Annotated in this window: 23 protein-coding genes and 1 riboswitch; all 23 genes read left to right on the top strand. The window is 50.2% G+C overall.

Annotated features, from left to right (window positions below):
- The first annotated feature begins 842 nt into the window (after positions 1-842).
- The 23 genes from spoIIR to atpE all read left to right on the top strand — a co-directional run bounded on the left by spoIIR (position 843) and on the right by atpE (position 23,771).
- On the top strand, positions 843-1,688 hold the full coding sequence (gene spoIIR, locus ACLB09_RS14805; RefSeq protein WP_410770598.1) for a stage II sporulation protein R: 846 nt from the start codon (positions 843-845) through the stop codon (positions 1,686-1,688).
- A gap of 249 nt (positions 1,689-1,937) precedes the next feature.
- Complete coding sequence (locus ACLB09_RS14810; RefSeq protein WP_410770599.1) at positions 1,938-3,110, top strand: L-threonylcarbamoyladenylate synthase; 1,173 nt, start codon at positions 1,938-1,940, stop codon at positions 3,108-3,110.
- 47 nt (positions 3,111-3,157) lie between these two features.
- Positions 3,158-4,027, top strand: a complete 870-nt coding sequence (locus ACLB09_RS14815; protein ID WP_410770600.1) for a DUF72 domain-containing protein — start codon at positions 3,158-3,160, stop codon at positions 4,025-4,027.
- A 92-nt stretch (positions 4,028-4,119) separates the two neighbouring features.
- Entirely contained in the window at positions 4,120-6,156 is a 2,037-nt protein-coding gene (locus tag ACLB09_RS14820) for a Na+/H+ antiporter (protein ID WP_410770601.1), read from the top strand.
- Positions 6,157-6,257: 101 nt separating this feature from the next.
- Entirely contained in the window at positions 6,258-6,818 is a 561-nt protein-coding gene (locus ACLB09_RS14825) for a manganese efflux pump MntP (RefSeq protein WP_410770602.1), read from the top strand.
- A gap of 56 nt (positions 6,819-6,874) precedes the next feature.
- Positions 6,875-7,462: a low molecular weight protein arginine phosphatase gene (locus tag ACLB09_RS14830; RefSeq protein WP_410770603.1), complete on the top strand. Its 588-nt coding sequence runs from the start codon at positions 6,875-6,877 to the stop codon at positions 7,460-7,462.
- Positions 7,463-7,525: 63 nt separating this feature from the next.
- Positions 7,526-7,608: riboswitch (ZMP/ZTP riboswitch) on the top strand.
- A 210-nt stretch (positions 7,609-7,818) separates the two neighbouring features.
- Positions 7,819-8,403 carry a TIGR01440 family protein gene (locus tag ACLB09_RS14835; protein WP_410770604.1) on the top strand — a complete coding sequence of 195 codons (585 nt, stop codon included), beginning with the start codon at positions 7,819-7,821 and terminating at the stop codon, positions 8,401-8,403.
- A gap of 36 nt (positions 8,404-8,439) precedes the next feature.
- Entirely contained in the window at positions 8,440-9,690 is a 1,251-nt protein-coding gene (locus ACLB09_RS14840; protein ID WP_410770605.1) for a serine hydroxymethyltransferase, read from the top strand.
- 213 nt (positions 9,691-9,903) lie between these two features.
- Entirely contained in the window at positions 9,904-10,542 is a 639-nt protein-coding gene (locus ACLB09_RS14845) for a GDSL-type esterase/lipase family protein (protein ID WP_410770606.1), read from the top strand.
- A 438-nt stretch (positions 10,543-10,980) separates the two neighbouring features.
- Positions 10,981-11,493 carry a MauE/DoxX family redox-associated membrane protein gene (locus ACLB09_RS14850; protein ID WP_410770607.1) on the top strand — a complete coding sequence of 171 codons (513 nt, stop codon included), beginning with the start codon at positions 10,981-10,983 and terminating at the stop codon, positions 11,491-11,493.
- A gap of 33 nt (positions 11,494-11,526) precedes the next feature.
- Positions 11,527-12,066: a thioredoxin domain-containing protein gene (locus tag ACLB09_RS14855; protein WP_410770608.1), complete on the top strand. Its 540-nt coding sequence runs from the start codon at positions 11,527-11,529 to the stop codon at positions 12,064-12,066.
- Between the two features lie 337 nt (positions 12,067-12,403).
- Positions 12,404-13,684, top strand: a complete 1,281-nt coding sequence (locus ACLB09_RS14860) for an ABC transporter substrate-binding protein (RefSeq protein ID WP_410770609.1) — start codon at positions 12,404-12,406, stop codon at positions 13,682-13,684.
- Between the two features lie 97 nt (positions 13,685-13,781).
- The gene (locus ACLB09_RS14865) at positions 13,782-15,575 is read left to right on the top strand and encodes an ABC transporter ATP-binding protein (protein ID WP_410770610.1); all 1,794 of its coding nucleotides are present in this window, start codon (positions 13,782-13,784) and stop codon (positions 15,573-15,575) included.
- On the top strand, positions 15,572-16,510 hold the full coding sequence (locus tag ACLB09_RS14870) for a TlpA family protein disulfide reductase (protein ID WP_410770611.1): 939 nt from the start codon (positions 15,572-15,574) through the stop codon (positions 16,508-16,510). Before ACLB09_RS14865 ends, ACLB09_RS14870 begins: the two co-directional genes overlap by 4 nt.
- On the top strand, positions 16,507-16,965 hold the full coding sequence (locus tag ACLB09_RS14875) for a hypothetical protein (protein WP_410770612.1): 459 nt from the start codon (positions 16,507-16,509) through the stop codon (positions 16,963-16,965). The genes ACLB09_RS14870 and ACLB09_RS14875 overlap by 4 nt, the downstream gene beginning before the upstream one ends.
- Complete coding sequence (locus tag ACLB09_RS14880) at positions 16,962-18,176, top strand: cysteine desulfurase family protein (RefSeq protein WP_410770613.1); 1,215 nt, start codon at positions 16,962-16,964, stop codon at positions 18,174-18,176. Before ACLB09_RS14875 ends, ACLB09_RS14880 begins: the two co-directional genes overlap by 4 nt.
- Positions 18,177-18,605: 429 nt before the next feature.
- The gene (locus tag ACLB09_RS14885; RefSeq protein ID WP_410770614.1) at positions 18,606-19,901 is read left to right on the top strand and encodes an ABC transporter substrate-binding protein; all 1,296 of its coding nucleotides are present in this window, start codon (positions 18,606-18,608) and stop codon (positions 19,899-19,901) included.
- Positions 19,902-20,099: 198 nt separating this feature from the next.
- Positions 20,100-20,729, top strand: coding sequence for a uracil phosphoribosyltransferase (upp, locus tag ACLB09_RS14890; protein ID WP_410770615.1), 630 nt, complete (start codon positions 20,100-20,102; stop codon positions 20,727-20,729).
- A gap of 29 nt (positions 20,730-20,758) precedes the next feature.
- Complete coding sequence (wecB, locus tag ACLB09_RS14895) at positions 20,759-21,913, top strand: non-hydrolyzing UDP-N-acetylglucosamine 2-epimerase (protein ID WP_410770616.1); 1,155 nt, start codon at positions 20,759-20,761, stop codon at positions 21,911-21,913.
- A gap of 151 nt (positions 21,914-22,064) precedes the next feature.
- Positions 22,065-22,298, top strand: coding sequence for an AtpZ/AtpI family protein (locus ACLB09_RS14900; RefSeq protein ID WP_410770617.1), 234 nt, complete (start codon positions 22,065-22,067; stop codon positions 22,296-22,298).
- The gene (locus tag ACLB09_RS14905) at positions 22,291-22,668 is read left to right on the top strand and encodes an ATP synthase subunit I (protein WP_410770618.1); all 378 of its coding nucleotides are present in this window, start codon (positions 22,291-22,293) and stop codon (positions 22,666-22,668) included. The genes ACLB09_RS14900 and ACLB09_RS14905 overlap by 8 nt, the downstream gene beginning before the upstream one ends.
- A 35-nt stretch (positions 22,669-22,703) precedes the next feature.
- A complete protein-coding gene (gene atpB / locus ACLB09_RS14910; protein WP_410770619.1) occupies positions 22,704-23,471 on the top strand; it encodes a F0F1 ATP synthase subunit A in 768 nt (255 codons plus the stop codon).
- An 87-nt stretch (positions 23,472-23,558) separates the two neighbouring features.
- Positions 23,559-23,771, top strand: coding sequence for a F0F1 ATP synthase subunit C (gene atpE / locus ACLB09_RS14915; RefSeq protein WP_068778920.1), 213 nt, complete (start codon positions 23,559-23,561; stop codon positions 23,769-23,771).
- Positions 23,772-23,863 lie beyond the last annotated feature (92 nt).

Genomic DNA, 23,863 nt, shown 5'->3' on the forward strand with positions numbered 1-23,863 from the left:
GAACCAGCTAAGAGAACCGGCTAACAGAAACGGCAATTCCATTCGGAATGGCCGTTTTTTGCTGGCGCTATTCGTTGCACCGTGGATTTTTTTGTCCCAATTTTTTGTCTGCGTTTTGCCGTGTTTATCATGCCATGGGATCTCAACTAGAAATGTCCTTCGGGTGTGCACAAATAGACGAAATGTCTTTCAAAAGGTGGACACTATTCTGTGAAAGAGATATATTGCTCATCAAGGAGATGTCGCTATATATAGTGGTTTAAGTTGATTTTATATACTATATATTGAATTTAATTTAAACTAGAGGAATTACCCTATGTGTCCACTTTTGAGTGGACATTTTTTAATGTTTTGTCCATTTGGAGAGTACAGATGTTGACCTTTCGTCATTTCTTTCTTGATCTTTACTCTTTTTTGATGTCCGCAATAAAATGGCGCAAGTAGGGGACAGTTATCGTTCACCATATACACCATACATATAGCCGACTACATGTGCCTTTCCACCATGTACAACGCATATATAGCCAACTACATGCCTTTTTTCACCAAGTACACCGCACATATAGCCACTACTACATACATCGTTTTCATTAGATTTACGGCGTGCATCGCATGACCACACGCATTCCTTTCACCACATTCACTGAACTTTTGTCTTTCACACATTCACTAAACTTCCGTCATTTGCCATATTTAGCACATTAACTGCATCTATCGCATTAATCGCATATTTCACGCATTTCCATGTATCGTGTATATAGTATTTTTTACTAGAATGATAGGTTTAGGACTCTCTTAACCGGACATACTGATAGACATCAGAGGATAGGAAGGGAGTAGCGATGATGCAGGGAAGCGGGAATGGAAGAGAAAAGGGAAAGGGTAGAACGTTAGCACTTATTTTTTTTAGTTTGATGATACTGTTGATGTCCTGGGAGGGGCAAAAAATAGATTCGGCAGCAGCGGAAGGCTTGATTCCGCAGGAATCGATCCGGCTGCGGATTTTGGCCAATTCGGATGGGGCGGGGGATCAGATTGTTAAGCGCCGTGTTCGTGATGCGGTGGTGGAGCAAATGAACGGTTGGGTAGCGGATTTGGAGGACCCTCAAAGTTTGGAGGCTGCCCGGCGCGTGATTCGGGATCATCTCGGGGAAATTGAGGATAAGGTAGGCGAGACGCTGGCAAGCGGCGGTAAGGAGTATAGCTACAAGGTGGAACTCGCGGTGGTGCCTTTTCCGACAAAAATGTACGGGGGCGCGGTTTATCCGGCGGGCGATTATGAAGCGCTGCGCGTCACGTTGGGGGAAGGGAAGGGGAAGAATTGGTGGTGCGTATTGTTCCCTCCCTTGTGCTTTGTGGATGCAGGCAGCGGTGATGCGTTGCAAAAGAAGGGAACCAAGGGAAAGGCGGCAGAAGAAGCGGGAGGTTCGGAAGGTTCGGGGAGTTCAGGAAGTTCAGGAAGTTCAGGAAGTTCAGGGAGTTTAAGCGGTTCTGCGGTGAAGCAAGCAGCAGATTCGAAGGCTTCCGGTGAGGGTTCGGTGAAACCGGCGGCTACCGGTCAGCAAGGGGCCGGAACGGCTGTTGCATCCGATGCGGTTCAGGTAGAGCCGGAAGAAACGGAGGTCCGCTTCTTTTTATGGGATATGTTGGTGAATTTATGGGGATGGATCGTTGGATTGTTCTCTTGAGTTTCATATTTCGTTCATGGTGATAGTTCAAAAGCGATCGTGCGGGATGGAGTTCCTGTACGGTCGCTTTAGTTTTGGGCACGCTGGACCGAAGGGGCCCAGAAATTGATCGGGTTTGCGGGAGAGGCAGTTAGAGCGGTAGGCTACTTAAGTTTGCTGCAGGTGGCTAACCTTTAGTCAGGATTGTTATAATAGAGAGTATCTTAATTGGAAAGTTTGGGATGATGAGCTGCTATGGGAGATAAGAGGATGAGTGAAGCTGGAGAGGAAAATTCGCGGGATACCCGTTTGTGGGATGTAACCGCGTTGATGGATAGCATGGAAAGTATTACCCTTGCTGCGGATGAAACGGACAAGTCGCAGGGGCGGCAGACTATGCAGGATGCCGAGCGGTCGCTGGTTGAGGCGGGAGTCTTGCTGGCGGCAGGCGGCACGGTGGCGTTTCCGACGGAGACGGTATACGGTCTCGGAGCGGATGCCCGTAACACGGCAGCGGTGGAGGCGATTTTTGCCGCTAAGGGGCGGCCGTCCGACAATCCGCTGATCGTGCATATTGCCGACGTTAGCGCGCTGGAGGGTCTCGTTACGGAAGTGAACGAGACCGCACGGCGGCTGATGGAGGCTTTTTGGCCCGGGCCGCTGACATTGGTGCTGCCCGTGGCCCCAGGCGCCGTCTCGCCTCGCGTGACGGCGGGGCTGGACACCGTGGCCGTGCGGATGCCGGCCCACGATATCGCGCTGCGGCTCATCGCCGCAGCAGGCTGCCCGGTGGCGGCGCCCAGCGCCAACCGGTCGGGGCGGCCGAGCCCGACGCTGGCGAGCCACGTCGGCGATGATCTGGCCGGCCGCATCGATGGCATCGTCGACGGCGGGCCCACCGGGGTGGGCGTGGAGTCGACGGTGGTGGAGGCCGGCGCCGACGGAATCGTGACCGTGCTCCGCCCCGGCGGGATCACGGCTGAAGCGCTCGCCCGCTATGCGGCGGGCGTGCGGCTGGACGCCGCCCTGCAAAGCGCGGGCGACGGCAGCGAAGCTAACGACATGCCGGCGCCGCGCTCGCCGGGCATGAAGTACACGCACTATGCGCCCCGCGGGGCGCTGCGTGTCGTGGCCGGGCCCGCCCCCGAGGCGGTGGCGGCCGCCATCCAGGCCGAGCTCGACGCGGCCAAGGCGCGCGGGGAGATCACGGGCGTGCTCGCCTTTGACGAGCACCTCCCGTTCTACCGCGCCGACTGCGTGCTTTCGCTCGGCAGCCTAACGGCGCTGGAGACGGCTGCGCATCGTCTCTACGCGGCGCTCCGCCGCTTTGACGACAGCGGCGTCACCTTTATCTTGGCCGAGTCCTGCCCGCAGGAGGGACTCGGCGCCGCCGTGATGAACCGCCTGCTTAAGGCGGCGGGCCAGCAGGTAATTAACGTATAAGGTTCCGCCGAACCGGCGGGGCCATTTCCAGGAAAGGCGGGGGTGGCATGATCTCGATCGGTTTAACCGGATGGGGAGATCACGAGGAACTGTATCCGGCCGGTACGCCGGCTAAAGCGAAGCTTGCGCTTTACGCCAGACATTTTCCGGTCGTTGAGGTCGATAGTTCTTTTTACGCCGTGCTTGAAGAACGCACTTACCGGCGATGGCTGGAGGAGACGCCTCCGCATTTTACGTTTATCTTGAAAGCGTACCGGGGGATGACCGGGCATAACCGGGGCAAAAATCCGTACGGCGGCCCGGGAGAGATGTTTCAGGCCTATCTGGATTCCATACGCCCAGTCGTGGAATCGGGACGGTTAAAGGCCGTGATGTTTCAATTTCCACCCTGGTTCGATTGCACGCCGGACAATATCCGCCGGCTCCGTGCCGTTAGACAGTGGATGGGTTCGCTGCCGCTGGCTCTGGAGTTTCGGAATCAGAGCTGGTATGCCCCGGACGTGCGGGAAGACACGTTCTCTTTTATGCAACATGAAGGATGGATTCATATTGTTTGCGATGAACCGCAAGTCGGAGAAGGCTCGGTTCCCGCAGTGCTGGAGCCGACGGATTCCGGGCTCACGATCGTCCGGCTTCACGGGCGAAACGCCGGGGGCTGGCTGCAAGGTAGTGCGCCCAATTGGCGGGAGGTTCGCAACCTCTACCGGTATAACCGGGAGGAGTTGCTGGACTGGCGGGAAAAGCTGGCCGTCCTCGAAAGCAAAGGCACGGAAGAAATCTGCATGATTTTTAATAACAATTCCGGCGGAGACGCCGCTCCGAACGCCGTGGAGATGATGAAGCTTCTAGGCCAGAAAACGGCGGGACTGCCGCCGAAACAGATGGATCTGTTTGGAGAGGAAGAGTTGGGCGAATAGACGCTGGAGGTTCTGACGTCCCGCTCCGGTTTTCGCTTTGCCTATCGCCAGTTTGGCTGGTACTGGCATACTTCTTGTAGGGGGCTTGAGTTTTGGAAATATTTGAAATCGTGCTCATCATGCTTGTTCTGATTGGAGCATCCAACGTACTGAACCGGTTCATTCCGTTCGTTCCGGTTCCGCTCTTGCAAATTATCCTCGGCACTTTGGTGGCTTTGCTGCCGATCGGCATTCATTTGCCGCTGAATTCCGAGCTGTTCCTGCTGCTCTTTATTGCACCGCTGCTCTATAATGATGGCAAACGAACGCCCCGTGAGGAGCTGTGGGATTTACGGGCCCCGATCCTGCTGCTCGCCCTAGGCTTGGTGTTCGTCACCGTTTTTGCGGGTGGTTATCTGATCCATTGGCTGATCCCGAGCATTCCGCTACCCGCGGCTTTTGCGCTCGCCGCCATTTTGTCCCCGACGGATGCGGTCGCCGTGAGCGCCTTGGCAGGCAGAATTCATCTGCCTAAAGGCATTATGCGGCTGCTCGAAGGAGAGTCGCTGATGAACGACGCTTCGGGGCTGGTCGCGTTTAAGTTCGCGGTGGCGGCCACGGTGACCGGGGTGTTTTCCATCACCGAAGCAACGCTAAGCTTTTTGTGGATCGCGATCGGCGGATTGGTCGTGGGCGCAATCGCTGCTTTTCTTATTGTTTGGCTTCGGATGTTTATCCGCCGGCTCGGCATGGAAGACGTCACGATACATATGTTGATCCAGATTTTGACTCCTTTCGTGATTTATCTGTTGACGGAAGAGCTTGGCTTCTCAGGGATCTTGGCCGTTGTGGCGGGCGGGATTGTGCATGCCATTGAGCGGGACCGCAATGAATCGATGCAGGCCGAGCTTCGGATGGTGTCGCAAAATACATGGTCCGTTATTCTTTATATTTTGAACGGTCTCGTGTTCGTCATTTTGGGGCTGCAAATTCCCGGTGCGACGGAAACGATATTCCAAAGCCCAGCCTATAGCAATGTGCAGGTGCTGGGATTTATCGGCCTGATTTCTTTAGGCCTGATCGTTCTAAGGTTTATATGGGTATATTTGTTCTGGGAAGGCTCCTGGCTGCTTGGCAGCGGAGAAAATATGGGCAAGCCGAAGCTGATGTCTTCCGTACTTATTTCTTTATCCGGCGTTCGGGGCGCGGTAACATTGGCTGCGGCTTTCTCGATTCCCTATGTTCTTCAAGACGGAAGCCCGTTTCCGGAGCGGGATCTGATCATTTTCCTGGCGGCCGGGGTAATTCTATGTTCGCTAATTATCGCGAGCGTTGTGCTGCCGCTGCTCTCGAAACGACCCGAAGACAGTGCGGATCATGTGGCCGAACGGGAACGCGAAGCCCGTATCTCCATGCTGCAGGCGGGAATCAAGGCGATAAAAGAGGCGACCGTCGAGGAAAATGAAGCAGCGGCGCGATCGGTTCTGGGGAGCTACCATCGTCAATTGATCCGGCTGCAAAACGAGCGGGGGCAAGAGTGGTCCGACCGGCGAAGAAACAATGCCGTGATGAAATTGCGGCTTGCCGGACTTCAAGCGGAGCGGCGAGAGATTCAAAGCATGTTGGACCGCGGCGAAATTACCGGAGAGTTGGCATCTAAAATCCAGGAAGTTATGAATCAAATGGAGATGGTCATGTCAGGCCGCTTCAAGATGCAGGTTCTTGTGTCGGTCCTCCGGATACGCCGCTTGTTCTCGAAGCAGTTCTTTAAACGCAAAACCGGCGGTCTCCCGGCGGAAGCCATGGAACAGCTCAAAGCCGCAAGGCTTCGTACCTCCGTGGCTGCGCTTGAAGCCGTAAAAGCGCAAGCCAACGAAGAGAACCGTCAGGAGTCCATCCTGGTTATAGCGCAATACAAGGAAATGATCAAACGTCTTCAGGGACGTTCCGGGACTATCGGTAATATTGAAGACGAGGATATGTTCAACCAGCATAAAAACGAGCTTCGCATTAAAGGAATGCAGGCGCAACGCAACGAGGTGCAGTCGTTATTTGAGCAGGGCGATATCAACTGGACGTCGGCCAACAAGTTAAGGCAATATGTCAACTATTTGGAGGCCGGCATTTTGGAACCCGGCGAGGAAGAATAGGGGACTGTGATACCGGGCCGCGCTTGGTCCGTCATGTCATGAATAACTTCTTGTCCGCATATGGTGGTACAAGAAGTATTCGGACATGGAGGAGTGGCGGTATGACAGAGGCATTTGCACGGTTAGGGGAAGTGATGACCATTCTACTGATGGCGATTGCCCTTGGAATGGACGCTTTTTCGCTCGGGGTCGGTATCGGCATGAAAGGGGTACGGCGCAGCGATGCTTTCCGCATCGGGACGGCCGTAGCTCTTTTTCATGTGCTGATGCCGCTGGTCGGGATTTTTGCGGGCCAATATGTAGGAGTTCTGCTCGGGCACCTGGCGAGGTATGTCTCTGGCGGGCTGCTCTTGCTGCTGGGAGCGCACATGATCTTCAGCTCCTTTAAAGGCAGCGGGTTTCAATCGATTAATCATCGTACGTTTTGGGGGGTTCTCCTGTTTTCGCTGAGCGTCAGCATCGACTCCTTTTCGGTCGGGGTATCCCTGGGGATGTTCCATAGCGATCTGCTGATGACCGTGCTGGCCTTCGGCTTTTTTGGCGGCCTGATGTCGATGATGGGACTCGCCCTGGGACGCAGCGTCGGCCGGAGTCTCGGCGATTACGGAGAGGCGGCAGGAGGAGCGATCCTGCTGGCGTTTGGCCTCCTGTTTATCTTCTGATACAATAACACTGATTAGAAATACAGGATCCGGCATCCTGGCGGAGGTGATTAAGAATGCGAATTTTGTTTGTCTGTACGGGCAATACTTGCCGTAGTCCGATGGCGGAAGGGATGATGCGCAAGCTGGCCCGGGAGCGGGGCCTTGATGTGGAAGTGCGCTCTGCCGGAGTGGCTGCGGCAAAAGGAATGTCCATCTCGCATCATGCCGAGGCGGTACTTAGGGAGCAGGGAATCGGGGATCGTATTCTTTCGACGCCGCTGCATGCGGAATTGGTGGAATGGGCGGACTTGATTCTCGGATTGACGGAAGGACACAAGCGGCAAATAATCCATACCTTTCCGGAGGCAGCCGATAAAATATATACACTGAAAGAATACGCCCAAAATGATCCCGCAGTTTTAGCCGAAAGAGAAGAGTTGCAGCGGCTGGCTGCCGATCTTGAACTGGACCGGGCGCTGGGAAAGAAACCGGATGAGGCGGCGCGGCGTCGATTGAACGAGCTGTTGCAGCGGATGCCGGTTCACGATATTTCCGACCCGTTCGGAGGCTCCCGCGGAGATTATGACCGGGCGGCGGCAGAAATTCGTGCTGCGCTTGTAAGTTTGCTGGACAAGCTCGAGCAGGAACATTTTGGCGAATAAGGCTTTCGGGGGAATACCCGGTTGCATTTGTCTCACTTATGTTTTATTCTTAAGCTAGTAATGAAGATCCGATGTGACTGGCGACGAAAGTGGATGAAACCACGGTGGAGCATCGGAATATACGGCCGGTCGCCTGGGCAAAGAGCAAGACGCTTTCTCGCGTCATGCTCTTTTTTCGTCATTTGTCAGTTTGTTTCTGTTGTCTGTAGCGTTGTTTGGGTGTTCCGTTAATGGAATCTTTCCCGGGGTGTCATCTTGCTCGAAGTTTGTCGTTAATATGCCTGCAGTTTTAGGTATAATAAAGATAGTTTTTGACGAGAAAGAGCCATTCTCTGGAGAGAAAGGGGCATACGAACATGGACATGTCAGAGCCCGGAGATATCCGGGGACAGGTCGCGGAAATTTTGGAAGAGTTAGCGGAAGCCGCAGGACTGGGGCCGGGGAGGTTGGTGGTCTTCGGCGTCAGCACTAGCGAAGTGGCGGGAGCGCGAATCGGCACGGGAGGCGCGGAGCATATCGCCGCCGAGCTGTTCGACGGCATCGACGAGGTTCGGCAGAGACGCGGGTTCGATGTGGCTTTTCAATGCTGCGAGCATTTGAACCGGGCGCTTGTCGTGGAGCGGCAGGTATTGGAGCGGATGGGGCTTACGGAAGTGGCTGCCGTTCCCGTGCCTAAAGCCGGTGGTTCCATGGCGGCAACCGCTTATAAGCGGTTGACCGAGCCCTGCCTGGCCGAGAGTTTGGAGGCCCATGCCGGGATCGACATCGGCGAGACGCTGATCGGCATGCATTTGCGCCGAGTGGCGGTGCCGTTCCGGCCGACCCTACGATACGTTGGCAAGGCCCGGGTGAACGCAGCATGGACCCGCCCGAAGCTGATCGGCGGGGAGCGTGCCGTGTACGTACTGCCGCAAAGTCAGGATTCGGGGTTATGTGACTAAGTGATTAATTATTTTAGCATAGGAGGACTAAGAAACATGGATCAATTGAGAAAGCAAGACCCGGCGGTACTGGAAGCGATGAATCTGGAGCTCAAGCGTCAACGGAACAACATTGAACTGATCGCATCCGAAAATATTGTCAGCGAAGCCGTTATGGAAGCGATGGGCTCCGTGTTGACGAATAAATATGCGGAAGGATATCCGGGCAAACGCTACTATGGCGGCTGCGAGCATGTCGATATCGTGGAAAATATCGCCCGCGACCGTGCGAAAGAACTGTTTGGCGCCGAACATGCCAACGTACAGCCGCACTCCGGCGCACAAGCCAATCTGGCGGTTTACCTTACGGCTTTGAAGCCTGGCGATACCGTTCTCGGGATGAACCTGGCCCATGGCGGCCATCTTACGCACGGCAGCCCGGTTAATGCTTCCGGCTTGTTCTATAACTTCGTGGCTTACGGAGTTCAAGAGGACTCTTTCCTCATCGATTACGATGAAGTGCGCAAAGCTGCCTTTAAACACCGCCCTAAGATGATCGTAGCGGGCGCCAGCGCTTATCCGCGCATCATCGATTTCGAAAAGCTCGCTTCCATCGCTAACGATGTAGGTGCCCTGTTCATGGTCGATATGGCTCATATCGCCGGACTCGTTGCCGCTGGCTTGCATCCAAATCCAGTGCCGCATGCGCACTTCGTAACGACGACGACGCACAAAACGCTGCGCGGACCGCGCGGCGGCATGATCCTGTGCCGTCAGCCATGGGCTGCAGCTATCGACAAGGCCGTGTTCCCTGGAACGCAAGGCGGACCGTTGATGCATGTCATTGCTTCCAAAGCCGTTGCTCTGGGTGAAGCATTGGATCCTTCCTTCAAAACGTATGCGGAAAATGTCGTGAAAAACGCCAAGGTGCTGGCGGAAACACTGGTTTCCGAAGGCTTGAACCTGGTATCCGGCGGTACGGATAACCACTTGATGCTCATCGACACCCGCAATCTGAACATCACGGGCAAGGACGCCGAGCATGTGCTTGATTCCATCGGCATCACCGTGAACAAGAATGCGATTCCGTTCGATCCGACCAGCCCGTTCGTAACCAGCGGTATCCGCATCGGTACGCCGGCCGTAACGTCCCGCGGAATGGATCAGGAAGCCATGAAGACGATCGGCCAAGTCATCGCGCTGGTTCTGAAGAACTCCAAGGATGAAGCGACCCTGGCGAAAGCCCGTCAACAAGTGGTCGAATTGACCGATAAGTTCCCTATCTATCCTGAACTCAGCTACGAGTAATCGAAAGCCGAAGTTTTACCGCCCACAGCGATTTGTGGGCGGTTTTTTGCGTTTCTGAATCCTACTTAAAGACGGAAACCGAAGAATACGCGAATCTCCCTGTCCTGTCCTTCATTTTTTACATACGATATCATGTACCGGATTTGATATATTCCTCATGTGAAAAAGGATATGCCTGCTGCCGGAAGAGGCATGAGCGGAGGAGGTGTTGGAATGGGTTACCATTACACGGCTATAGGGGATTCATTAACGACGGGCGCGGGGGCCTGGTTGAGCGGCGGGTTTGCGCCTACTTACCGGCGAATGGCGGAAAACCGCCTCCGTACCCCGGTAGAATATGAAAATTTGGGGGTCAACGGGCTGACCTCTCAAAAGCTGCTGTCGATGGTGCAGAGTGATTCGCGAATACGGGCGGCGCTTCGGCGGGCCGACATCATCACCGTGTCCATCGGCGCAAATGATCTTAGGCCCTATACCAGGGGCATTGCCGATGGATCCGGATCGCGCGTTTCCCAAATTCCTCAAGCGCTAAACCGTACGAAAGGGAATGTGCGCCAAATCGTATATAACCTGTATCAGATCAAATCACCGCAGCGAAAGCCATTCCTCATTCGGATGGTTGGCGTGTATAATCCGTTTCCGAGCATAAGGGAGGCAGGGATGTATGCGCGCCAATATAACGCGTTTCTCACCACACTAGGCGGGCCGAATTACCGTGTGGCGAACATTTATCCGGCGTTCGAGGGAAACGAAAGGGAACTTCTTTTTCTGGACAGGGTTCACCCGAACAGCCGCGGTTACCGCGTCATTGCACAGGAGCTGGATCGGCTCGGCTACATGCCGCTGCGTTGAATGCGGGGAGACGGCGACAAGCGATTTGGAAGGCTGGCCAGCCTTGCTGGTTGGCCTATTTTAATGCGGAGTCAACGGTTTGTTTTGGGATTTGTGTAATTGCTTCAAAAAAAAGTAATTGACACCAATAGTCAGGAGGTTATAATGATAGACAAATGGTAGTTTATAACATCTAAGGATCATATAACCTCTAAATACATATTAAATGAGATCATTTCGCTATTTTGAGCAAACGCTTGCATTCGAATTGGATGAGGCCGGATCACACTCTATTGACCGCCTCGACATCGCTGCATCTTAGTTAAATCGCCAATCGGATCTATGGATTCCATGAATTGAATAGACAACGTATTTTTTAGTGTCAAAAATGCAAACGATTGCGCAAATTGCGGCTATTTAGGAGAAATATAAAAACTAGATTAGGAGATGGGATTAAAAATGGAATGGTTTGTTTTTATTCAAGTGTTTGTAAGCGTTTTATTTGCAGTGTCCTCTGCGGCTAAACTTAGCAAAATGTCATCCTTTAGAGACACATTAAGGCAGCTGAGAATTACGCCTTTATGGACAAAAAATGCCGTTGTAGCCATTCCTTTGCTTGAATTGGCCGTTTGCGTGCTGTTGCTGTTCCCCATTACGTCGCGGTACGGCGCAATACTTGCTCTGCTTCTGCTCGTCTCTTTTGCTTGGGCATCCTGGAGAGCCAAAGGCAGAATGGTGACCTACCAGTGGTTCGGTGGACTTTTATCGGAAAGGTTTGGTATGGGGCTGCATACACGGCATCTTATCCTGTTCCTCTTGAACATTTATCTCCTTGTCGCACCGTTCTCTTCTAAACTGGCATCGGCTTCTTTTATAGAAGTAACTGCGTTGGTTTTCTCCTCCCTGGGGATTGTGGCCGTTTACGCCTTGGGTTTAACGCTGAGACAGTACCATAAGCTTTATCAGGAATAGCAAAAATATCTGACTATAAGGAAGTGAAACGGCATGCCGGACATGTTTGATATCTCTTATTTGCTTTTATGGGTCATCGTTATATTAATTTCTTACGGTGTAATTGTCATTTTAAAGAGTGCCATCACAGCCAGAAGTATGCTGTATGAACAGCAGGAGGGTTTGCCTGAGGGGGTAGAGTTCCCTCTTAACGACCGTATCCCCATGGATGGAAAGGCTCTCAGCCTTACGGATCATGGCAAGCTGGGTACGCTTATATTTTTAACCTCTTCCCAATGCCTGGCTTGCAAGAAGCTATATTCGGTTATTAATGAGGTACAGAAAAAAATGCCAGTGTATCAGTATTTATTTATGATGTCCGGTCCGGAGGACGAGGTAAACGCAGCCATTAAGCAATATGAGCTTCGGGTTCCGATTATTCACGTGGAGAATTTTAAGGATCTGCAAACGCCCTTCGTTCCGTTTGGATACTATGTCTCCCCGGATGGATTGATAAAAGCGAAGGGGATAATAAACAACGAAGAACATCTACAAGCGTTGGTAAAACATGGAGAAGAGCGGGTCTCGGCATAGTGGAGGACTGGTTGAACCTCTGTACCTCAATATGCGGAATCTTCAAAAGCTTTTTACTTTGGTTAGCTAGGGCAATCTTGCCTTAACTATATAAATGAATATCTTGAAAGGAGGTGAAAAAATATGTGTTCCGGATCTTATTTGTATCAGTATTGTCAGACGGTAGTCCTTGGTTGCCCTAGTACTAATAACAAGCAACTGTGTAACTATTATTCAAGCGGTTGTTCTACTTGCAGTTGTTCAGCATGTTAATTTCATGTTGAAAACAGTCTGCCGTCAGCTTTATTGATGGCAGACTGTTTTATAATTATTTCAACGAAGTAGAGAGGGGATAATTTTGAAGTTTAAAATAATTTTTGTAGTAGTTTTTTTCCTGTCTGTCCTTTCAAGCGGCTGTTCTTCAAGTAAAGAAACGATTCAATACGAAGGCGATCCAGAAATGAAGGCCACCTTAAAGGTGATGACCATTGGAAATGAAAAGAATTTAATGAAAGACTTTGGGGATTTATTTAATGCTAAGTACCCTAATATTGAGATTAAGGCAATTACCTATTCACCTAAAAATTTAATTGATGTTCTAGAAAAAGAGAAGCCGGACGTTCTTTTCCTTTCGCTTCAACAATATGAACAATTGATTCGGGAAGGTAAATTGTATGACATAGATACGCTGATATCGAATGATGCCTTTGCTCTTAAAGGAGTGCACCCTGAAATTGTCAGTTATCTCCGGGGACTTGGCAGCGGTAAGTTGTATGGTTCAGCGGCAAACTTCGTGAACAAAGCTCTCTATTATAACAAGGATTTATTTGATAAATACAATATTTCATATCCGCAAGATCAGATGACATGGGAGGAAATCATTCAACTAGCTAAACGCTTTCCGGCAGAAGATGGAGTGAGCGGCTTATATATGCTTAATTTTTCAACGGTAGTAGATGATATGGCTTGGACAAAACATCTCACGGAAGTTAGCGCCAAAAATATGGAAGTTTCACTCAACTCGGAATCTTATCGGAGAATATTTGAAATGGTTATGGATGCTTACGAGTCCAAGGCCTTAGTTGCCCCCGACATGGATCTGTTTGAGGTCTACGATCCTTTTATTACAGGAACAAGCGCTATGACTGTGGATTACTACTATTACATTAATAATAAGATTAACTGGGCTGCTGAAGACAAAGGAAATAATTTAAATTGGGATGTAGCTACTGCGCCAGTAAGCGAGGCTAGTCGTGATATCGCACCTTATTTCTATGTTGATGGAATAGTTTCCGTGAATAAGGAATCGGAGCAAAAGCAGGCGGCATGGGAATTCGTCAAGTTTGTTAACAGTGAGGAATTGGCTAAGGCAAAGTCGCGAACAATTGGAGTTGCCCCGTCTACGCGAACGGATTACATTTATAATCCCGAAGGAAAAAGAATGGAGGCCTTTTATAACTTGGAGCCTGATGTTAACCGCACGTTTATTGATTTTGATAAATTTCCTAAAGGTTTCTTCGGGAATATGGACGGAATTATTAACTCCGAACTAAAGGCCGTAACCGTAGGTGCCAAAACCCTTGATGAAGCCGTTGCTTCCATGCAAGAGCGAGGGCAGCGGTTACTGGATCAAAAGTAGATGTTATGAATAGTGTGGCCATTTGCCCAGATGCAAAATATAGCGGAAAGAGAGTAGGTAGGCAGGCGAAGTGAACCATAAGGGAGTTCTTCGAGGATTGTTGTTTGAGATCGTTCCGTTCATATGGAAATCGGCTCCTGTACGATTGGCCGTAATGATGGTCATTCGGATCGTGGAGGCCTTGCAGCCGGCGGTTCAGATCTATCTGACCAAGCGGCTGGTGGAGCAAGCCGCCTTATTGTTCCAAGGAAATAAGGAAATGCTGCTGCCGGCGTTGACGACGATCGGCTGGCAAGCTCTATTTTTTCTGGCTGCCCTAGGTTTAAGGTCGCTGGCTCATATGCTTCTTGTGGTGATCAAGCAAAAGGCGCAGTTTCGAATGGACCGGGAGATCGCCGATAAATGTGCCAGACTGGACTATATCTATTTCGAGCAATCCGAATACTATGACCGCCTGCAGAGAGTCACTCAAGGGCTCGCCTATCGCGGGCTTTCCGTGTTGGATCATTTTTTCCTGGTGCTGCAAAGTATCATTACGTTAACTTCGCTGCTTTTTGTTCTGGCAGGGTTTCATTGGATGTTATCCGTCGGGGTGCTGTGTTTAATCATTCCTTCCTTTCTGATCAATATGAAACTGGGTCAGAAAAGATATAATCAAATGATTTCCCAAACTCCTTCAAGCCGTAAAGTTCAATATCTCATGAGATTGATGACCAGTAGGGAGTCCGCCAAAGAAATGAAGCTGTTCAAGCTGTATCCTTACATCATCAGCCAATGGGGCGGGTTGTACTGGAAAAATGCGAAAGAAAAAGCCGCGCTGGAAAAGTCGGGCCAATGGCTGGGTGGTTTCTCCGAGATTTTTTCTTATGCGTTTACGGCACTTGCGACCGTAGTTGTCCTTTTGATTAGTTATACGGGCAGCCTTACGATCGGGGTTTTTGTGGCGATGATCCAGACCGTGACGACGGCCAAAGACAGCGTGATGCTGATTGCCGCGAATTTGTCAGGCATTTATGAGAATGCGCTGTTTACAAGCGAACTGATCCAGTTTCTGCAACTTCCGGATAAAAAACCGGATGAGCGCATGGAATTCCGGAAGCTGCCGCCTGAATCCCATGAAGCGACAATAGGCGGTCTTGAGGTAATGGGGCTAAGCTTCACCTATCCCAATCAGAGTGTGCCGGCATTGAAGGATGTCGAGTTTCGCATTAAGCCGGGACAGCGGGTGGCTATTGTCGGTCATAACGGGGCCGGTAAAAGTACGCTGGCCAAATGCCTGCTCGGTCTTTACAGACCCCAATACGGAAGTGTGCTTTGGAACGGGAAGGATATTTTTGCGGACGAAGACGGCAAGTCGGTTAGTGTCGTTTTTCAGGATTTTGTGCAGTATCAATTAACGTTGAAGGAGAATATCGGGTTCGGACAGATCTTCTCCCTGGATAATAGGGAACAGTTGAATATAGCGGCGGCCAAGACAGGGGTGGACTTTATTTCCCATTCGCTTCCGCATGGATACGACACGCTGTTGGGCCATGAATATGAAGGGGGCAAAGAATTGTCCCAAGGCCAATGGCAGAAGGTAGCGTTAAGCCGTTCCTTCTTTAATGCGGATGCCGAGCTGGTGATTTATGACGAACCCACTTCCGCACTGGACCCTATCGCCGAAGCCGCCTTGTTCGAACGATTTTCCGAATTGGTGGAAGGGAAAACGAGCATCATGATCTCTCACCGGCTGGGAAGTTGCCGTAATGCGGATCTGATTTTGGTGCTGAAAGACGGGCGTCTTGTCGAGCAGGGAACTCATGCCCAGCTGATCCAGCGTCAAGGGGAGTATGCGCGCATGTATGGAGCCCAGTCCCAATGGTATGACATGAACGGAGTGATCGCATGAAAAGAGTGTTTGATTCCATAAGAAAGCTATTTATCTCCTCAAAGCCTAGGACACAAAATAAGGCGCTCGCCGGGGGATATCTCCCCCGGGGCGGGAATGTCGGTGACTTTCTTCCTCTATTTAAAGGGCGAGACCAAACGGGAAGAAAAGTGAAGTCGGAGGAGCTTCCCGGACGCGTCTCGAAATTGATTTTTTTAAGCGATAGCTGTGGATCTTGTATCGAAGTGCTAAAGCAATTGGCGAGCCATTCCCAAAAAAATCATTTTCTGGTCCTGAAAAGTGATCCCGAGCCTTACTCGGATGCCGATCTGGGGGATATATCCTATAAATTCCCTATCTTAAGGTCTTCCAAAATTGTAGAGATGTTCGGAATTCAGCGAGTTCCGACCGTTGTCACCGTAAATGCGGAGGGTAGGATCCAGAGCGTCGACGAGTTGGCCGATCCCGGGCAGTTGGGCTCTTGTTTGGAGCCGTTCTCCCCGACATGGCCTAAACGCGATCAGGGGTTGCCCTTGGGCAGCCTGTTTCCGGAATTTGCGATAAATGCGGGTGATGCTGAAGGGATGGTGGGCAAGGATGGGGCCGTCGTTTTGTTCCTCTCAACGGATTGTTTGTCATGCCTGGATATTATATCCAAGCTTAATTCGCTACTTGAACCATGGTCCGGTAAAAGAACTATTCTTTACATTCAGGGCGAAGAGTTCAAAGTGAAAAACCTTCTGAGACAGTACCGGATAACTCTCCCGTTTTATTTATACGGTTCTGATTTGAGGGAAACGTTTAAAACATCGGTTTTTCCTTATTTTTATCTTCTTTCCGGGGACGGCTACGTCCTGTCGAAGGGAACCGTTAGGGATGCAAAGGGGCTTGAAGCTTTAGTGAACATGCAAAAGAATCCAATGCCGGCTGTCGAGAAAGGAGGGCAAGGTGCATGATTACCGAAAATGGTCCTGATCTCGGGAGTTTTCTCCCGGATAAAGAGTACATAGATCAGAGAGGTAATGCCATACATTTGCATTCCATTCGGGAAACGAAAGTGTTGCTGTTTATTTCAATGCACTGCGTCCGATGCATGGAGTTAGTGCCGGAGCTTCAGCAGATCACTTTGTCTCATGCCCGCTTGATTTTATTTTCTACGGGGAGCGATGAGGATCATAAAGAGCTCGATGAATTTCTTCAGCGGAAATGGCCGATCGTTTCGCTCTCTCCGGAGCAAATGGAACAGGATTTTCTCATCCGTTCCCACCCCTTTGGTTTGGTCGCTGACGAGAATCAGCAGATTTGTGACAAAGGGACGGTCTACACCTCGAACGAGTTGAAGGAATTGGCCGAAACGCGTGGAGGGGGTACTCTCTTAAATGTCTTAAGAAATTATGTCAGGAGGAAATGATGAACTCTCTATATTTCGATTATTGTGCATCTACGCCTCTGCATCCCCGGGCGTTTCGGACGCTGATGGACTCGGCCAAGCATTATTTTGCCAATCCTTCATCCACGCATGAAATGGGGTTCGAGGCCAGCCTTCGGGTGGAGGAATCCAGAGAGCAGATAGCCCGGCTGCTTCAAGTCAAAGCTACGGAGGTTATTTTCACGTCCGGGGCTACGGAGAGCAATAACCTTGCGATTTTAGGCGTGGTTCGGGCCTGGATGAAGCGGACGAGGCGAACTCCCCATATTATTTTGTCCGAAATCGAGCACTCCTCCGTATATCAATGCGGCAAACAACTGGCGGAGGAAGGGGTGGAGGTGTCGTTCCTGCCCGTTAACCGGAGCGGGATCGTAAGTCCGGTATCCGTGAAGGAGTCGCTGCAAGCCAACACCATTCTCGTGAGCGTGATGCATGTGAATAATGAAACGGGAGCCGTGCAGCCGATTGCGGAAATTGCGGAGTTGCTGAAGTCGGAACCGCAAATTCTTTTTCATGTGGATGGGGTACAGGGATTTGGCAAATTACAGGTTGAATTAGACCATATCGACCTTTATACCGTGTCAGGGCATAAAATCGGGGGACCCAAAGGCATCGGACTGCTTGTGGCTAAAGAGCATATTGAAATGGACCCGCTGATGTACGGCGGGGAGCAGGAAAGAGGAATAAGGCCGGGGACTACGAACGTTCCTGCCGTGCTAAGTTTTGCCGAAGCCATCGCGGCCTCAAATGAGGAACAACATGAGAAGTTCAGGTATCTGATGTCTCTGCATGATCTGGTCTATTCCGGATTGGCCGCGATTCCCGGGTTAGTAATGAATAGCCCGGTACCCCCGCTCTCCTCTCCGCATATCATTAATTTTTCCTATCAGGGGAGAGGGATCACCTCAGCGATGATGATTAGCATGCTGGCCAAACAAGGAATCATAGTCTCGTCACAATCCGCTTGTTCGTCAAAGGCCAAACAAAGCCGGGTGCTAATGGCTATGACGCAGGATGAAACGATTTCTTCCAGCAGTATCAGACTCAGCTTGCATGAGACGGTTACACAGGAGGACGCCGGATACTTGGTTGCTTCTATTGAACAAATGGTGAGTCAATTGAAGTCGAAGAATAAATTCGATCTACTGCAGAAGCACCATTTGAGCAGCAAAAGTGAAGGTATAACTCTCTAAGGATAAGAAATCAAGCCTCCTTTTTAACGATAAAGAGATTCAACTTCACGCTTGTCGGTGTGAATTTGGCTCTCTTTTTTTGATAGTATCCGCATTAATCCCGAATCCGGAGTCTTGTCATTCGTATTTGACAAAAGCGCTTTCATCAATATAATAGAACCCAACGTTTATTAATGAACGGGTGCCTGGATGATGACCGGCCTCGTTTCCCCTATATTAATGAAAGTTCTCTTTTCCGCTGCTTCAAACACTCCCGAGCTTTGACACCCAACCAAGCAAATCCTATTCTAAAAGCCTGTATAGTTCCAACAACCGGAAGACGAGCTTGTTCATGTCCAGGAAGACATCACGATCTATTAGAGTAACGGCACAACTCTGCCTGACAAGAACAGGATCTCTAATAAAAAAAGTGAGGAGAACATTGCGAAAATGATAAAAAGGCGATTTACGGGATTGTTTTCGGTGTTTACGATACTGGTAATTTTATTATCCGCTTGTGCATCAGACAAAGATGTACTTCGGTATGAGGCCGATCCGAAAATGAAAGCTTCCATTAAAGTGCTCTACCCGGGGGGCGAAGATTGGTTTATGAGAGCGTATGGGGAGTTGTTCCTCACGAAATATCCGAATATTGAAATTACGGTTATCGATTATCCGCTAAAAGGTGTCGACGAGATTGTGGAGCAAGAAAAGCCGGATGTTCTCGCGCTCCGATTTCCCGACTACGAAAGGTTTATACAAGAGGACAAACTGTACGACTTGAATGCGATGATCACGAATGACTCCTTCGACCTGGAGAAGATGCATCCGGACATCGTTGACTTTCTCAGACAACGGGGAGGGGGCAAGCTGTATGGACTGCCTCCGACATTTTTGAATAAGGCGATCTTCTATAATAAGGATCTCTTCGATAAGTACGAAATTCCTTACCCGGAAGACCGGATGACATGGGACGAACTGATTCAACTCGCTCAGCGTTTTCCGGCCGAGGAAGGGGTAAACGGACTTTATATGCAGGACCTTTCCTTCCTGGTGAGCGAGATGGCATTAAGCCGCGGCGTCAGTCGGCAGAATGCTGCAGCCAAAAAGGTGACGATGGATACGGAATCTTTTAAGGACATTTTTGAGACAGCCATAGATGCCTATCAATCCAAAGCGGTCGTATCTCCCGAATTGGGAGGAGCGGACAATGATCCTTTTATTATGGGCACCAGCGCCATGACAGTTAATTATTTCTACTATATTAATAATGCAATCGGTTGGGCGCAGAGAGATCTTGGCAACAAGTTTCAATTGAATTGGGAGCTGGCTTCGGGTCCGGGCGACGATGGTGACCGGGCGACGACGTCTTCCCTGTTCTTCACGAATATCTTCGCGGTGAATGCGGGGGCCGGACCGGAGCAGCTTCAGGCAGCCTGGGAGCTCGTCAAATTCGTAAACGGTGAAGAAGCGGCAAAGCTGAAATCCAAAACGGCGGGATTCGATCCCCCGACCCGGACGGAGTATATGTACAATCCGGAAGGAAAACGGATGGAGGCCTTCTATGATCAGAAGCCGAATCTGAAGGATATGTCTGTGGATTATAGCATGCTTCCCGAAGGTTATTCAGGCAAATTGGATGCCATTATCAACGCGGAAGGAAAATCGGTTTTGGCCCGGCTCAAAACGTTGGATGAAGCGATCGCCGACATTCAAGAGCGGGGACAGGCCGAGATGGATAAATAGTAATAGGGCAAAGGACCCGTACGCAGATTTCGATTGTTTGCAATTTGTGTCGTCCAGCGGAACATGGGCACCACCGGGACAAGGTTCGTGGTAATTGGAAAAAGACAGTGATATAATAAACGAGATTTGTGGGACAATCGGGAATGAGAATGTCGCCGCAAGTGAAGACTGAGTGCTATAAAACCGGAGGGACAAACAATGGCAAAACTGGTGGTATGCGATCACCCATTGATTCAACACAAACTGACTTTTATACGCGACATGCGGACCAACACGAAGGACTTTCGTGAATTGGTGGATGAAGTAGCCACGCTGATGGCTTATGAGATTACAAGAGAAATTCCTTTGGAATCGATCAAAGTGCAAACACCGGTGGCTGAAGCGGAATCGCGCGTCATCTCGGGGCGTATGTTGGGACTTATTCCGATTCTTCGCGCCGGGCTGGGCATGCTGGATGGAGTGCTGAAATTGCTGCCTGCTGCGAAAGTAGGTCATGTGGGACTTTTCCGTGATCCTCAGACGCTGCAGCCAGTCGAGTATTACATTAAGCTGCCGACGGATGTACAGGAACGCGAATTGATCGTAATCGATCCGATGCTCGCTACGGGAGGATCTGCGATTGCCGCTATTGACGCGCTTAAGAAACGCGGCTGCACCCAAATCAAAATGATGAACCTCATCGCTGCGCCGGAAGGTGTCAAAGCAGTGCAGGATGCTCACCCGGATGTCGATATTTACGTAGCCGCCCTGGACGAGCGTCTCGATGACCACGGCTACATCATTCCAGGTCTTGGCGATGCGGGTGACCGGTTGTACGGTACGAAATAAGAAATGGTTCATAGGGAAGGGAAGCGGCTATGTCAAAAATCAAAGTGATGACGATTTTCGGGGTTAGGCCGGAAGCCATCAAAATGGCTCCGTTGATTTTGGAGCTGCAAAAGCATCCCGAGCATATCGATTCCGTGGTCTGCGTGACGGCGCAGCACCGCGAAATGCTCGATCAGGTGCTGGACGTGTTCCGGATCGTGCCGGACTACGATCTTGATGTAATGAAACCGAATCAAAGCCTGAACGAAATTACAATTCGCGTGTTGCAAGGACTTGAAGAAGTCCTTCGTGAAGCGAAGCCGGATATCGTACTCGTTCACGGCGACACGCTGACGACGTTTCTGGCCAGCTACGCGGCTTTTCTTCAGCAAATCAAGATCGGGCATGTGGAAGCCGGCCTTCGTACATGGAACAAATTATCGCCGTATCCGGAAGAGATGAACCGACAATTAACCGGAGTACTGGCGGATCTGCATTTCGCTCCGACGGACTGGTCCGCAGGGAATTTGCTCACAGAAAACAAGCCAGAGTCAAGCATATATATCACAGGCAATACAGTAACGGATGTGTTTCAATATACTGTACAGCCGAATTACAACAATTCTGTGCTGGAGTGGGCCGCCGGAAAGCGGCTTATTCTTATGACCGCACACCGGCGCGAATCGCAGGGAGAGCCGCATATGAATATTTTCCGCGCCGTCAGACGGATCGCGGACGAATTCGAAGATGTGGCCATCGTTTATCCTGTGCATCTAAGCCCGGCGGTGAGAGAACCGGCGTATGAAACTTTGGGAGACCATCCCCGTATTAAACTAATCGAGCCACTGGATGTGGTGGATTTGCACAATTTCTATCCACATACACATCTAATCCTTACGGATTCCGGCGGTTTACAGGAAGAAGCGCCGTCTTTTGGCGTTCCTGTACTTGTGCTTCGCGATACGACGGAGCGCCCGGAGGGCATCGAAGCGGGAACGCTGGAACTCGTCGGCACGGATGAGGAGATGGTATATGAGCGGACAAAGGCGCTGCTCAGCGACAGCGAGCTTTATAATTCTATGAGTCGGGCCGCTAACCCGTACGGAGATGGAAAGGCATCTGAACGAATTGTCAATGCACTATGTCACCATTTCGGAATTATAAGTGAGCGTCCTGAACAATTTCACAGAAAGTTCACAAAGTAAAAAGATCAATAATTGTGTTTCCGGCCAAGATAGCATACAGTTATACTGTACGGTTTAACGCTTTCTTGCTGTCTGCACACTGAATTATCGCTTTAACGCTTTCGTTGACAAAAAGTCGTCACATTCAGTAAAATAAGTGGGGATTGCGTCGATGAATAATTCTGACAAAGAAGTTAAACCATGGATAATAGCCTCATATATTAGTGGGGCTGGCATTCTGCTAGTGATTTATATTTTGTCGGGTTATTTCTTGTCAAGATGGCTTGTGCATCACTACGGGGGTTCTGCGGTTTGGATCGCCCTCGGGACGATCCTGGGTCTTGTTCTGGGGATCGTCAACATTATTGTTCTAATCTATAAGTTTATGGGGGAGCAGAATGGATGATTTGAACTCCATTGTTACGGCCGTGTCCCGGATAACTCTGTTGATGTTATCTGCCTTGTTTCTTGGATGGGCTTTTCTCCCGGAGCATAGGCCTTTATGCAATGGTTTGATTCTGGGCCTTGCAGCTGGATTGGTTTATGTCCGCTTCTTGTCGGCGAAGGTGCGGGGGCTGGTTAACCTCGTGGTGAGCCAAGAGAAGAAGCGCTACAGTTTCGGGTTCATTACTAGAATTTGTCTGGTGTTCATTACGGTAATGATTGCGGCAAAATTCGAACAGGTGTCCATGATTGGCGCCATCATCGGGGTCTTTGTGCCGCAGATTCTGACCATACCGGCAAGCATAGTAATCAGCTTAAGAAACAAGTCTTGATTAGCTGAACAGTGGAAAGGGGTGAGTACGTACACATGCATGAAGCACCGATTATCGACCTTGGTGGATTCAATCTTGATTTATCCGCCGTTCTGATGCTGTTTGTCAGCTGCTTGATCGTTTTCGTGCTTTGCAGACTGGCTACCAGAAATCTGTCGGTAGAGAATCCGGGGAAACTTCAGAACTTTATGGAATGGGTTGTGGAGTTCGTTCAAGGGATCGTCGGAAGTGCTATGGATCTGAAGAAAGGGAAACCTTACATCACTTTGGGATTGACGCTGATTCTATTTATTTTTGTATCGAACTTGCTCGGCTTGCCGATGGGAATCATCACTGAGGCGCATCAGCCGGAGTCCATTTTCGGACATATTATTGAAGCAACGCGTAATCTCAGCCATGGCGAACATGCCGAAATTCTCTGGTGGAAATCTCCTACAGCCGATATTTCCGTAACTGCGGGTCTGGCTCTCATCGTCTTTTTCCTGATGAATTTTCTGGGCCTGAAGTACAACCGGAAACACTATCTCAAACACTATATCGAACCATTCCCGGTGTTTCTCCCACTGAATATTATTGAGAACCTGGCTAAGCCAATCGCTTTGGCAATCCGGTTATTCGCTAATATTTTTGCGGGTGAGGTCCTGATCACGGTCATTTTGAAGATGGGCTTCCTGGGTATTCCGTTCATGGGAATATGGCAGGGATTCAGTATCTTTGTCGGAGCTCTCCAGGCGTACATCTTTACGATTTTGACCATGGTTTATATCGCACAGACAACGATTCACGAAGAAGAAAGTCATTGATAAACTCATTGGGTTTGCCCCAAGGCTTACTCAAAGAGGTCTATTATATCAAACATAAAATTGACCAAATTTAAGGAGGAAAATTAAATGAATTTTTTGGCAGCAGCTATAGCGGTTGGTTTGGGTGCACTTGGCGCAGGTCTTGGTAACGGTATGATCGTAAGTAGAACAGTAGAATCGATTGCCCGTCAACCTGAAGCTCGCGGTCCGTTGCAAACAACGATGTTTATCGGGGTAGGTATCGTGGAAGTTGTGCCTCTGGCCGCTACCGTTATCGCGTTCCTGATCATGTTCTCTTAATAAATAGCTACGGTTTGGCGGGGAGGGCCGATGCCATCCGCGCCTTCGTTTTATGAGTATCGAAACATCTCAATTCTAGTGCAAGTTGTAGC

The sequence above is a fragment of the Fontibacillus forbon genome, from assembly GCF_046559655.1.
Taxonomy (GTDB): domain Bacteria; phylum Bacillota; class Bacilli; order Paenibacillales; family Paenibacillaceae; genus Fontibacillus.